The organism is Clostridium fungisolvens (genome assembly GCF_014193895.1).
In the GTDB taxonomy this organism is placed as follows: Bacteria; Bacillota; Clostridia; order Clostridiales; family Clostridiaceae; genus Clostridium_AR; species Clostridium_AR fungisolvens.
The window spans coordinates 2,560,934-2,574,807 of sequence record NZ_BLZR01000001.1 but is presented as its reverse complement, the minus strand read 5'-3'; the positions used below and the strand labels follow the sequence as shown (position 1 = coordinate 2,574,807).

At 31.1% G+C, this 13,874-nt stretch carries 10 protein-coding genes; 6 read left to right on the top strand and 4 right to left on the bottom strand.

Annotated features, from left to right (window positions below; all coding sequences use genetic code 11):
- Window positions 1–176 precede the first annotated feature (176 nt).
- The 5 genes from bsdtw1_RS11080 to bsdtw1_RS11060 all read left to right on the top strand — a co-directional run bounded on the left by bsdtw1_RS11080 (window position 177) and on the right by bsdtw1_RS11060 (window position 6,903).
- On the top strand, window positions 177–1,712 hold the full coding sequence (locus bsdtw1_RS11080; RefSeq protein ID WP_183277630.1) for a sugar ABC transporter ATP-binding protein: 1,536 nt from the start codon (window positions 177–179) through the stop codon (window positions 1,710–1,712).
- The gene (locus tag bsdtw1_RS11075; RefSeq protein ID WP_205245281.1) at window positions 1,699–2,742 is read left to right on the top strand and encodes an ABC transporter permease; all 1,044 of its coding nucleotides are present in this window, start codon (window positions 1,699–1,701) and stop codon (window positions 2,740–2,742) included. The genes bsdtw1_RS11080 and bsdtw1_RS11075 overlap by 14 nt, the downstream gene beginning before the upstream one ends.
- On the top strand, window positions 2,723–3,727 hold the full coding sequence (gene yjfF / locus bsdtw1_RS11070) for a galactofuranose ABC transporter, permease protein YjfF (protein ID WP_183277629.1): 1,005 nt from the start codon (window positions 2,723–2,725) through the stop codon (window positions 3,725–3,727). Before bsdtw1_RS11075 ends, yjfF begins: the two co-directional genes overlap by 20 nt.
- 396 nt (window positions 3,728–4,123) lie before the next feature.
- The gene (locus tag bsdtw1_RS11065) at window positions 4,124–5,908 is read left to right on the top strand and encodes a cache domain-containing sensor histidine kinase (RefSeq protein ID WP_183277628.1); all 1,785 of its coding nucleotides are present in this window, start codon (window positions 4,124–4,126) and stop codon (window positions 5,906–5,908) included.
- 116 nt (window positions 5,909–6,024) lie between these two features.
- Window positions 6,025–6,903 (top strand): aldo/keto reductase, encoded by an 879-nt coding sequence (locus bsdtw1_RS11060; RefSeq protein ID WP_183277627.1) that lies wholly within the window; start codon window positions 6,025–6,027, stop codon window positions 6,901–6,903.
- A gap of 266 nt (window positions 6,904–7,169) precedes the next feature.
- Here bsdtw1_RS11060 and bsdtw1_RS11055 read toward each other — a convergent pair whose 3' ends face one another.
- Complete coding sequence (locus bsdtw1_RS11055) at window positions 7,170–8,174, bottom strand: RICIN domain-containing protein (protein ID WP_183277626.1); 1,005 nt, start codon at window positions 8,172–8,174, stop codon at window positions 7,170–7,172.
- Window positions 8,175–9,081: 907 nt separating this feature from the next.
- On the opposite strand from bsdtw1_RS11055, the gene bsdtw1_RS11050 reads away from it, so the two are divergent.
- Entirely contained in the window at window positions 9,082–10,239 is a 1,158-nt protein-coding gene (locus bsdtw1_RS11050) for a DUF362 domain-containing protein (RefSeq protein ID WP_183277625.1), read from the top strand.
- A gap of 141 nt (window positions 10,240–10,380) precedes the next feature.
- Here the strand turns inward: bsdtw1_RS11050 and bsdtw1_RS11045 are convergent, their stop codons facing one another.
- The 3 genes from bsdtw1_RS11045 to bsdtw1_RS11035 all read right to left on the bottom strand — a co-directional run bounded on the left by bsdtw1_RS11045 (window position 10,381) and on the right by bsdtw1_RS11035 (window position 13,817).
- Complete coding sequence (locus bsdtw1_RS11045) at window positions 10,381–11,724, bottom strand: ABC transporter permease family protein (protein ID WP_183277624.1); 1,344 nt, start codon at window positions 11,722–11,724, stop codon at window positions 10,381–10,383.
- 329 nt (window positions 11,725–12,053) lie between these two features.
- Window positions 12,054–12,704: a pentapeptide repeat-containing protein gene (locus bsdtw1_RS11040; RefSeq protein WP_183277623.1), complete on the bottom strand. Its 651-nt coding sequence runs from the start codon at window positions 12,702–12,704 to the stop codon at window positions 12,054–12,056.
- Between the two features lie 423 nt (window positions 12,705–13,127).
- Window positions 13,128–13,817 carry a Crp/Fnr family transcriptional regulator gene (locus bsdtw1_RS11035; protein ID WP_183277622.1) on the bottom strand — a complete coding sequence of 230 codons (690 nt, stop codon included), beginning with the start codon at window positions 13,815–13,817 and terminating at the stop codon, window positions 13,128–13,130.
- Between the last annotated feature and the right edge of the window lie 57 nt (window positions 13,818–13,874).

The window sequence follows — 13,874 nt, the reverse complement described above, 5'->3', positions numbered from 1 at the left end:
CCCCTTGAAATTGAGGATGGTTCCAGATAATACTTGGTATTTTGATGAGAACACCTCAATTTCAATAATATATAGGTAATTATAGTATTTTGTTTAAGTAGCATTGATATATTTCAGAAAATTGTAAGTTAATAAATTTGGTATTTATATTAATTATTTTAAAGGAGGGGAGATATATGGCAGAAGATGGTGTAGTTCTAAGTATGAAGGGAATAAGTAAATCCTTTCCTGGAGTTAAAGCTCTTTCAAAGGTTGATTTTCAGCTTAGAAAGGGCGAGATTCATGCACTGATGGGTGAAAACGGTGCTGGGAAGTCTACACTAATAAAGGTTCTTACAGGAGTTTATGAGATAGATGAAGGAAGTATAACTTTAAACGGTGACGATATTAAGATTGCATCAACTTATGATGCACAGCAGCATGGAATAAGTACTGTTTATCAAGAAATCAATCTCTGTCCAAATCTAACTGTAGCAGAAAATATTTATATTGGTAGGCAGCCCATGAAGGCAGGCAGTATTGATTGGAAGGAAATAAATAAAAATGCAGAAAAATTGTTAAGCGAAAGGCTTAACCTAAATATAGATGTCAAAAGAATGCTCTCATCTTATTCGGTGGCAGTGCAACAAATGATTGCCATAGCCAGGGCGGTAGATATATCAAGGGGAATACTTATACTTGATGAACCTACCTCAAGCCTTGATAATAGTGAAGTTGAGAGACTGTTTAGTATTATGAGAAAGTTAAAGAATGAAGGAATGTCTATTATATTTGTTACTCATTTCTTAGATCAGGTATATGGAATATCAGATAGAATAACTGTACTTAGAAACGGTCACATGGTAGGAAGTTATGATGCTGATAAGCTTTCTAGACTAGAGCTTGTATCTAAAATGATTGGAAAAAATATAGAAGAAGTTAAAGCTTTGAATAGCTCAAATAAAAAGGAAGAGAAGAAGTTCGCTGATGGTAATCTAATAAGTACCTCTGCATTTGGACGTGTTGGAAGTATACAACCTTTTAATATTGAGATTAAAAGAGGCGAAGTTTTGGGACTTGCTGGACTCTTAGGAGCAGGTAGAAGTGAAAGTGCAAGGCTAATATTTGGAATAGATAAGGCTGATCATGGAAAAATCAAAATAAGAGGGAAAGAATATTCATATATATATCCTCAAAGAGCTATTGAAGAAGGTTTCGGTTTTTGTCCAGAAGACAGAAAGGTTGAAGGCATAGTTGCACAGCTCACCATACGGGAAAATATAATTTTAGCACTTCAATCAAAACGTGGAGTTTTCAAGTATATTCCAATGAAGCAGCAGCAGGAAATTGCACAGAAGTATATCGATATGTTAGGTATAAAAACACCAAGTATGGAACAAAGGATTGATAACCTTAGTGGTGGAAATCAACAAAAAGTTATCTTAGCTAGATGGCTTGCAACTAATCCTGAGTTATTAATTCTAGATGAACCTACTAGAGGAATTGATGTTGGTGCTAAAAGTGAAATAATGAAGCTCGTGCTTGATTTAGCTAGTGAAGGAGTAACCATAATATTTATATCTTCAGAGCTTTCTGAAATAGTAAAATGCTGTGATAGAATACTGATTTTAAGAGATAGAAATATTATAGGAGAACTAAAAGGAGAAGAATTAGAGGAAGCCAATATAATGACGACAATAGCAAAGGGAGGATTAAGCGGTGGAGAAGTATAAACAAAGTAATCTGTTGAAAAAAATCTATCATTCTTCTATTTTTTGGCCACTCGTATGTCTTATAGGAATTCTTCTTTTCAATCTAATAATGAGACCTGGATTTCTTGGCTTGGAGGTAAAAGATGGACACCTTTTCGGAAGTCTTGTTGATATACTGAATAGAGCTACACCACTAATTCTTTTGTCTTTGGGAATGACAATAGTTATTGCGACACAAGGTATTGATATCTCCGTAGGATCTATAATTGCTATAAGCGGAGCAGTTGCAGCTACAATTATTGTTTATAGCGGTAATACTTTTCTTGCTGTTGTAGTTGGAATTGCTGCTGGTTTAATTTGTGGAATGTGGAATGGAATGCTTGTGTCCTATATAGGGGTTCAGCCAATGGTAGGTACCCTTATACTATACATCGTAGGTAGAGGTATTGCTCAATTAATAACTAAGGGACAGATATTAACATTTACTAACAAGTCTTTTACTTTTATAGGTACAGGGTATTTGTTCATTCCAGTATCAGTTTATATCACCATAGCAGTGATATTAATTATATATCTGCTTATGAGAAGAACTGCCTTAGGTCTATTTGTAGAAGCTGTAGGTATTAACAGCACCTCCAGCAGGTATTCAGGTATAAATGCAAAGAAAGTAAAGTTTATTCTTTATGTAATAACTGGCGCATTAGCGGGATTAGCTGGAATAATTATATGCTCAAATATAAAGAGTGCAGATGCCAATAATGCAGGGCTTTGGATGGAGCTTGACGCTATATTAGCTACAGTTATTGGTGGCACTTCGATGAATGGTGGAAGATTTTATCTCGGTGGAACTGTAGTTGGAGCACTGTTTATACAGACCTTGACCACTACAATATACAGTATGGGTGTGCCACCTGAAACAACGCTTGTGGTAAAAGCAATAGTAGTTATAGTAGTATGTCTTATTCAAAATGAAGAATTTAGGAAACTAATTATGAAGTTTACTAGCAGCAAAGGAAGGAGGCTAAAGGCATATGAAAATGAAAGCTGTTAATTTATCAGGTATGAAACCAAATCAAGGGAATGCCTCTATTTATGCAACTATTGCGTTGTTTATCTTGCTTTTTGTAGCTGGCGGTATAAAGTATGATAATTTCTTTAGTGTCCAAGTTTTTTCAAACCTTTTAATTGATAATTCATATTTGATTGCACTAACAATTGGAGAGACTTTTACAATATTAACAGGAGGAATAGATCTTTCTGTAGGTGCAATGGTTGCTTTTGTAAGCATGATCACTGGATCTCTGCTTCAAAAGGGAGTTAATCCAATTATAGTAATGATATTTGTTTTATTTGTTGGAATTGTGATAGGGACTACTCAAGGATATTTAATACAGAGATTTAAGCTTCATCCTTGGATCATAACTTTAGCTGGTATGTTCTTTGCCAGAGGTGCAGCTTATCTAATAAGTGTTGATTCTATAAGTATAAACAATCCTATGTTTTCAAATATTGCTTCGTTTAGAATACATCTTGGACAAAATGCTTTCGTTTCTATAAATGTTATTGTGAGTTTACTTCTGGTTATTGCTGCAATATATATATTAAAGTATACCAAGTTTGGGAGAAATATATATGCTATAGGAGGAAGTGAAAATTCTGCTATACTTATGGGACTTCCTGTAGCTAAAACAAAGATTTTGGTATACACTTTCTCAGGTTTCTGCTCGGCTCTTGGAGGCTTATTATATACTATTTACACTTCTTCAGGCTATGGACTCCACTGCAATGGAACTGAGATGGATGCAATTGCTGCCAGTGTTATAGGAGGAGTAATCTTAACTGGAGGTTTTGGTTCTGCAATAGGTCCATTGTTTGGTGTTTTAACTACTGGAGTAATTCAAAATCTTATAATTTTTGATGGTACTTTAAATTCTTGGTGGACTAAAATAGCCGTTGGAATGCTGTTATTCATATTTATAGCTCTTCAAAGGTTTATAGTGATAAGAAATGAGAAAAGAAAAACCGTTGTTACATGAAAATAGATTTAGGATTGAAGTGTTTAATATTTACATCAGGCTTATTTTAAAAAGTAGGCCTGACTTTTTTATATTGCTTGGGAAATATTGTAAGATGATGTGAAATTGGATATGATTATATTAGGCATGAACAATATAGATAAACTACTTCCTATTGAAACTTATCAAAATAAAGATTCGTAGAAACATCGAAATCTTTATTTTGAGTCTAAGGATTGAAGTAGTTTATCTGCTTAAGCGGAATAGATATCCCAGTTCTATTTAACAAAGTAAGTTTAACAGCTATATTAACTATTAATTGCAACTTAACTGTCTATTTTTATTGTATTTGGAACTGGTTTATCTATAGTTATTAATTTTGAAATGGAATTCATATTATTTTGAATTGGGTGATTTATGTTGAAAAATTCTGTATCTACTTTTTTTAATAGCAGCATAGGAAACAAGCTAATGCTTTATTTTCTTCTAGTTATCTTATTGCCTGTTGTAACAATAACTACTGTAAGTAATTTGATATATAATAACTCAATAAGTGATGTTCAAAATGTTAATACTGATCAGATGATTCAGCAAATAAGCACTAATGTAGATTTTTATATGAAAAATATGGAGAATATCATTAATACTTTGTCCTTAGATCCAAGAGTAGTAAGTTTTTTAAATAGTAAGGAACTAAGTAATGGGAAAAACACTGAAGCAATGGAGTATGATGTTACAAAAGCAATAATGGGCTTTACTCCTTTTCATCCTGAAATTGTTGGTATTATGGTTGTGAATAAAAATGACCTCTACATAAGTGACATAATGTATAGAATATCCAGAGACCCACTTATAAATGAAAGATGGTATATAGAAGCAGCAGATCACCCAAATAAAATTCAACTTTTTAGCAAACCTGTAGGAAGAAATGTAAATAATGTATTTCAATATTGTGCTGATGATGTTGTATCAATGAGTAAGGCCATTATTGATGATAAAACAGGGAAATGTTTAGGGGTTATACTAATTGATATTAAGCTGGACATAATTAAAAGTGTAATTGAAAGTGTTAAGCCTGGTAAAACTGGTTTTGTGTATATAGTGGATTCTAATAATGAGATAGTTTATACTCCTGTGAATGAAGTTGTATATAGAATAAAGGATCAGTGGGTAAGAAATTTAAAAAATAATATAATTGTTAAGAACATAAATAATAAAGACTATAAGATTATGTGCAAGGGATCTGAATATACTCAGTGGAAGACTGTAGGAGTATTTCCTTTAGATGAGAGCACAAAAACATTGAGGTATATTAAATATTACTCTTTGTCAGTTGCGATACTAACCATTGTACTTGCAGCAATACTGGCAATGATATTTACTCGTTCCATAGTGAATCCTATTACTAAATTAAGAAAGCTTATGAAAAGAACTGAGGAAGGAGATCTTAATGTATTTTTTAGAAGTAAATACGGTGATGAAATAGGTGAACTTGGAAATTCCTTTAATAATATGATTGATGAGATAAAGAATTTAATTCACTTGGTGCAAGCTGAGGAAAAGAGTAAAAGAAAAGCAGAAATTAGCATACTCCAAGCTCAGATAAAACCACATTTCTTATATAATACTTTAGATACCATTCAATGGATGGCTGAAGAGCATGATGCTCAGGATATTATCGATGTAGTAAATGCACTTACCACGCTCTTAAGAATAGGGCTTAGTAAGGGAAATGAAATAGTTACTGTTAGAGATGAAATAATGCATATAGAAAGTTACCTTATTATTCAGAAGGTTAGATATGAAGATAAGCTGGACTATGAGATAAAAATACAAGAGGACATGATGAATTTTGAAGTGACCAAGCTTATATTGCAGCCTATAGTAGAAAATGCAATATATCATGGTATAAAAGAAAAAAGGGGAAAGGGAAAGATAATAATTAAAGGCGAGATAATTGATAAGAAGCTTTGTTTCACAATAATTGATAATGGAGCAGGCATGAGCGAGGACAGAATGAAAAAACTAAATAAAGTACTACACGGTAAAAATCCCGGAGAGATTAAACTAGGTTTTGGAGTTTATAATGTAAATGAAAGAATAAGATTATCATATGGAGAGGAATTTGGACTTGAGTATCAAAGCACTGAAAATGTTGGAACTATAGTGAAGGTGTGGCATCCTCTAATTACTGGAATGTAGATTTTTTTCGAAATGCATGCTGAAATTTTATTGACTTACAGTGTACTCTATGGAGTATATTTTATATATAGGTAAAGGATTAATGGTCTTAAGTGAGAGTTGGAGGTATTGAATTTATGATTAAAAGAAAGTTTGGTAATACAGGTTTTGAGATTACTCCAGTTATATACGGTGGTATAGTGTCAATGAGAGATGGGCAAGAGGCTTCTGATAACTATGTATCATGGGCAATCGATAGAGGAATTAACTATTTTGATGTGGCTCCATCCTATGAAGATGCACAAGAAAAGTTAGGTAAATCCCTTATACCATATCGCAAAAATATATATCTTGCTTGTAAAACCACATGCAGAATGAAAGTAGATGCACAAAAAGAATTCGAAGAATCTTTCCGTATGCTACACACTGATTATCTTGATGTTTATCAAATGCATGCTTTAAGTAAGGAAGAAGATGTGGAAAAAGCGTTTGGTAGTGGTGGAGTTATGGAAATGATGGTGAAAGCCAAAGAAAAGGGTTTGGTTAGAAAATTAGGCATTACCTGTCATAATGAAGCTGTTGCCTTAAAAGCAATGTCACTTTATGATTTTGATACAGTACTATTTCCTTTAAACTGGCATATGAACCTAGGACACGATATGGGAACAAAGTTATGTAAGACGGCGAAAGAAAAAGGTATGGGGCTAGTTGGTATGAAGCAGCTTATAGAACGTGCATGGCTTAATGGGGATGAAAGAGAAAGTTCACCATTTCCAAAGTCTTGGTGTAAACCAATAGATTTTGAAGACAAAAAACTGCGACTTGCTGCAATGAAATATACACTTTCACTTGGAGTTGATGCCTTAGTTCCACCAGGGGATTTTGTGAATTTTTCGTTTGTTGTTGAAAATATTGATGAGTGTTTAAAAAATCCTTTAACTGATGAAGATTTAACATTTTTAAGACAACATTATGAAAAGGTAAAAGATTATCCATTTTTTAAAGTGCAAATTTAAACTTATACCTGTTAAAGTTAAGTTCTGAAATTAAGTAGTTGACTATCTAAAATAAGATATATAGATTGAAAGAAAAAATCACTAAAGCAACCTTACTATAAAAAGGCGGACTTCGATATGAAAACTCGAAGCCCGCTTAAAGTCATTTCCAAGATTTATAACAGCACACCTAAAATATCATTATACTCTTAAATCAGTAAGTTGTTTTTATTCTTTGGGAATTTGTACCACAATTATATCTGTGGATATTTATGAAAGTAATTTTATTAGTTTTTTCCACCATAGCTTTGATAAGTTGCATAAACTGCATTTGCATATTGATCGGCTAAAATTGGACGACCATAAGAATCTGTTGCACCTGGATACCAGTTTGGTCCTCCATTATAGTGTAATAAACCGCTATATACACTACCAAATTGAACTATATTAGCGTTTAAAATCAATGCGCCTAAGTATACTTGATCTTGGTAACTACCATGATCATAAGCATGGCCAAATTTTGCTTGGAATTGTGAAGCATAAGCATTTCTAGTATTTGGTTCTACTTGCATTAACCCATCACCTGAAGAGGGACTACCACTTAAGCCTGCTCCAAAAGCACTTTCCTTTTTAATAACAGCACATAATAATAAAGCAAAATCACCAGTATTACCATATACTTTGTCAGCATTAATTGTGTATGTCCAAATATCATTTGGAACCTCACCTGGCTTTGTTACAGTAGAAGTACTACCTCCAACTTGAACTATATTCCACTTTTGTGCTGCAGTTCCGTTGTCTGTATATATATCAACATTAGTATAATCAGCATTACCAGCAGCATAAACATCAAGTGCCTTATTGCTATTAGCATTGATAATCTTATAGGATCCATCACTGTTTGATACAAGTCTCCATTTTTGTGCACCAGTACCGTTGTCATCATATATATCAACATTAGTATAATCAGCAGTTCCGGCAGCGTATACATCTAGTGCCTTCCAGCTATTCTTATTAATTATCTTATATGTTCCATCTGAATTAGCTACTATATTCCACTGTTGAGCTGCGGTTCCATTATCAGTGTAAATATCAACATTAGTATAATTAGCAGTTCCAGCAGCATATACATCAAGTGCTTTACCACTACCTACATTAATGATTTTATAGGTTTGTCCAGAAACGACTGCAGCTGATGCTTTAAGTGGCTGTGCTACTGCAAGAGTAGTAACGGTTACTGCTGCCATAGCTATAAAGGTTGCAGCCTTTTTTATAAAGGTCTTTTTAATCATTTTTAACACATCCTTATTATTTTATTAATAGTAGATTTGTGAATAATTTTATTTACTAGGGTAGGCAATGTTTTGATTTAAAAAATGGATTTTACTGAAGAGAGAATATTCATGGATATTAGGTAATGTTATAAATATTAGAATGTAAACTATAGAATTGAAACTGTTACTTTTTTATAGATGTTTTATTTATCGGGAACCAAATAGATTAATGTCTATATTATCAACTTATTTTGAGTTGACAATAAGCTTAGAGGTTTTGTAGCCGAAACAGCTTTAGATGGATTTTATAATTGAAATATATAAGTCATTAAGAGAAAACGATTTATATAATGGTAAAGAATAAGAAATAAGATTTACTACTTGAGTGGTTTATTAAAGCTAAATTCTCTTTGGGGAAATGTTTTAAAGAAATTGGTATTATTTGAAATTAACTAAGTATTCTTCCTTAAGTTGTTATAGGATTTAAGTATTGATTATATGTATTATTGTAACAAAAATATTAATATATGTCAATTTAATTAATGTAAAATAGTGTTAAAATGTCAATCGCAAACAATTATGTATACAGATTATTCTAGTAGTGTAATAATGAGAAGTTCTGCTTGTTAATATAATTGTTAACAGTAGGTTTCATATAAGTTCTATTTAATTTATAGATAAAGCACTACTTTAATTTAATATAAACTATGTAATTTAAGAATTGTAAAGCAATAACTAGTAATGACAATAGAATACAACTATATTAAATGGCAGTTCTTTATGGTGATGTGAGATGTGGAAATTTGTTATTTAATATAAATTGTTTATATGGTATAAAAAATATATGATATAATGTAAAGATGAGGAAATTAAGGAAATCAATACTCTTAAACATATTCTAGAATAATTATAAAAGGGTGATGTTATGGAAAAGGTTGCTTTATTAAAATGTACAGAATATAACGTTGATGCCATTGAAAAAACATTAAGAGAAGGTTTTGAATTATTAGGTGGAAGTTCTTTTTTGAGAAAACTAATACCTAAAAACAGTAAAGTCTTATTGAAACCTAATTTTCTAAGTGTGGTTGAAAAAGGTTCTATCGTAATAACTCATTATGCCGTGTTTGAAGCAGTTATAAGAATTGTTAAGGAATATACTGATGATATAGCTTTTGGAGATTCACCGGCCTCTGATAATAATAGAAAGGCTGCTGAACAATCAGGGCTTATGGAGGTTGCTGAAAGATATGGAGTTAAGTTCGTTGATTTTAGTGATGAAGTCCATGTAGAGCTGGATAATCCTATAATGTATAAGTTCTGGAACATTGCTAGGGCGCCTTATGAGGCTGATGTAGTTATAACTCTTCCAAAACTAAAGACTCATGCGATGATGTATTATACTGGAGCTGTAAAAAACCAATTTGGATGTGTACCTGGTTCTAAAAAAGCTCAATGGCATACAAAATCACCAAATGCTATTAATTTCAGTAAAATGCTTTTAGATTTAAACTCTGTTGTAAAGACAAGCTTTGCTATACTTGATGGTATACTTGCAATGGAAGGCAATGGTCCTAGAAATGGAACTGCTAAAAAGATGGACACTATAATAATGGGGAAATGTCTCACAGCGGTTGATTCAACAGCGGTTAGGCTGATTGGTTATGATAATGTACTAGCCGTACCGTTCTTAAAGGTTGCCCATGAAACAAAGTGGGGCGCTGTACTTCCTGAAGAAATAGAGGTTCTTGGTGAAAAAATCGAGGATATGAAGTGTAAAGATTTCAAATTATCCCGTAGCGCAAGGGTAGTTAACTTTATTACTCCATCTGTAAATAAATTAGCGGTATCTTTAGCAGCTCCTGATCCAATTGTAATTGCAGAAAAATGCGTAAGTTGCAAAAGATGTGCTGAGGTATGTCCTGAAAAGCCTAATGTCATTACTTTTAAAAAGCATAATGATAAATTAATTCCAAAGTGGAACTATAGTAAATGTATCCGCTGTTTCTGTTGTCAAGAACTTTGTCCGATGGGGGCAATAGAAACAAAAGAAAAGCAATTAAGCAAGATGTTAGGTTTAAGATAGTTATCATTAAAAATAAAAGAATCCATCTAACTAAAAGATGATTATAGAGAAGATTACTATTTGAAAGTCTTCTATGTAAAGTATCTAATAGTAGTTGGATTCTTTTATTTTGTTCAGTATTTAATAGACTCTTTTGTTTCTTTACAATACTGATTTCTTATAAACAAAATAGGATATAGGAATCATGATAACAAAAATAATTATAAAAGTAGACAAAAGAATCAAAGACAACTGTAGGGTTATAATGCCTAAGTTTATGAACTTTGCAAGATAAATTACAATATGGATTAAAGGTATTATTATAGCTATACCGTATAGCAATATTATTTCTTGCTTTATAATTTTTTTTATTTGCTTAGTATGATATCCAAGTAATTGTAATTGCATGAATATATGCTTTCTATATGAAGCTTCAATTATAAACTTGTACAAAATGCTAATGCCAAGTGATACAATGGCACAAATATATACGAAAATACCCATAACCTTAACTTGATATGATTCACCATAGGATCCAATTATAAACACAAGGGATACTGTGGATATTGCTAAGGTTACAATAAGAAAGTTCATCTTTCTTAAAGAGTAATGGAGATTGCTTAGTGAAATTAATTTAATTTCATCACCAGCAAATACATTCTTTTTAAGACTTAATATCTTATCTGGAAAATTAATTGTTAATAATTTGTGTATTCCTATAACTGAAAAAAGTAAATAAAAAACCATTAAAGCATAAAAGTTTTTTGAATTTAAAAGAAGTACTGTTAAAGGAAGAAAATAAAGTAATATAGATAATATATTGTGTGGTTTTACGGACTTAGTTTTGTGAGGTGTTTTTGGTTTGGAATTTTCTAAAAAAGGAAACAGTTTCTTTATATTTTCGATTTCTGGAATTGTGATTTTCTTTGCATGAGGTGTATAAAGTTGTCTTTGTCCATAAATCAAATCCTGTATTTCTCTATGAAAAAGATACCCATAGTCACCGCCTACTATATAAGGACACATTATAAGCATAACAATTATAAAAGTGATTATTAAACTGTCTGAAGTAGTTGAATATATATTTTGCTGAGCACCTAGTAATTTATACATAACTGCTGAAACTACAGGCAATGAAATCATTCCTAATAATATACCAAGTATACTTCCTGTAATTCCAAGCAAAAAAGTTTGAAAACTCAAAAGGCCCATGAGTTTAGTGGAACATACTCCATTTAATTCTGCAATTGCAAATTCCTTTGTTTTACAAGTGATAAAGTAGGAGTTCGCGAAGAATACCATAAATAGTAATAATATAGTTAGACCAAACAAAAGTACTTGGCAAAGCTCAGATGTACTTCCTCTAAGTGAAGTGTAGTTGTTGTCATCCATCATTGCATAGCCAATAAATAAAGTAGCTACTGAAAAGATTACAAATAGAAGATAAAGTAAGGTTTGTTTAAAATCTGTTTTAAGCATCTTTAAAGCGAATTTATAAGTTCCCATATTCCCCTCCTGTAGTATGTGAGTTAATTGAATGTTTGTTTACGTATACATTAAGCTGAAAATAATACAACAATGTAAAAATCAAAGAACAAAATATGATTGTCACTATATAGTGACAATATCATTATACGTCTAAGTGGAAGTATATACAAATATGGAATTTACTGAATATTTATCGTGGTATCTATTTTATAGCTGTTTTTCTTCTCTTTATTCTTTAACTTATATTAAATTTCAAACTTTATATATATACTTGTTTAGAAATTTAATTAAGCTCTAAATTTCTAAAGAATAAAAAACCTCCCATCAGGGAGGCTAATTTTGCTACTCTATCTAACTTCTACACCAATTAATGCAGCAAGAGTTATTGTTTGAGCAGTTGATACAATCATTCCTTCTAAGTCAGGAATTCTAGCTGCTATACCGTCAATCTCTGAGCTTCTAAAATCAAGTCCTTTTAGTTTAGTGTTAAAGAATTGGCTTTCAGTAAGATCTGATTCTTTAAATTCTAACTTAGAAAACTTACTTTCTTGAAAGTCTGAATATCGTAAATGACAGTGATCAAAAAGCACTGAATTACAATTTACAAATCTGAAGAGCGAGTACTGTCCATAACAGTCTTTAAAAAACACGTTTTTTAAAGTTGATTCAGTAAAATTAATACCAACCACTTTGCAGTTTATAAACTCAACTCTAAGGAAAGAGGATTCTGAAAAATCTACATTACATAAATCACAATTTTCGAATCTAACATCCACTAAATCAGATTTTTGGAAGGAAACATTGTTAATAGTAGTATTTTCAAATACCACTTCATTAAATGAAACTTTGTTTGCATCATGATATCTTAAGAAACATTCTTTTATATGTGATTCTGATATTGAATCATAGTCTGTTATACTATCCTCAGAAAGCTCAAAAGGTGATAAATCCTTTGGTAATTTAGGTTTTATTATTTTTATTTCTGTCTTTTTCTCCATAATAAATTCATCCTTATATTCTATATTTTAATTTCATGCTAAGCTTAATAGTATTTTTAAAATTAAGTGGTTATACAGGAGATGCTATATGAGCGAGCTATTAGAATTAAATGATTTTTTCAGATGGAATGGCGTTAATAAACTGTACTGTTCGAACGTAGTGAGTTTACAGTTTTAGCCATGGAATATGAAAAAATTATATTAATTCTTTGCGTAAGCTCATTAAAGCATTGGATGGATAACCACTTAATTTGATCATGTCACTTTTGCCTAATTTTATAGGCTTGTTTGCTAAATTTTACTTATTTATTGTTGCATAAATCATAATAATTTGTCTATTAGTTTTTTATTATTGCTATGGATAAACACTTCATACTAGAATGTATCTAATATAAAGATTCGTAGAACCATCGAATGAAAATTTTAAAGAGATTTTAAAAAAGTATTTTTAGATAGCTCTTTTAATTCAGCTCTATCTAGGATATGAACAGTTTTATTATCTAGCCTTATAATATTTTTAGCTTCTAATTCTTTAAAGGTTCTCCCTAGATGTCTAGTGGTAGTTCCTAAAAATTGAGCAATTTCTATAAAGCTTGAATCTAAAATTATATAATTTTCATCCGACAAATGCTCTATTAAATAACTCGCTAATCTATTACTAAGTGGATATACAAAATTATAGGAGCTATTATTAATTGTTGAGTCAAGTTTTTCACTTAAGGAATCAATAAGGTGATGGAGAAACTTAGTATTGTTTATATAATATTTTCTGATTATATTGGCTGGTACTGCAATAAGATAAGTATCTTCAACTGCCTCCACATTGCACCGAATTGGTTTGTTTTTTAAGATTTCTATATCACCTATAAAGATAAAATCCTTATAAAATTTTAAAAGCATTGATTTACCATTTTCAAATAGGTAAAAGATTTTTAATTTTCCATCCACAAGCATATATAAATATTCTAGTTCTGATTCTGAATGTAATACAAATTCATCTTTTTTGTAAAAGTGCAGCTCGCAGTGGTGTATTATATCTTTATCAAATATATCTTCAATATGATTTTTTGAAAAAAAATCATTTAGCAGCTCTCTATCTAATAATCTTTTCATAAATCCTCCTGTGCAGGACAAATGTCCTATTTGAATCTATACAAATGTTATAAATTA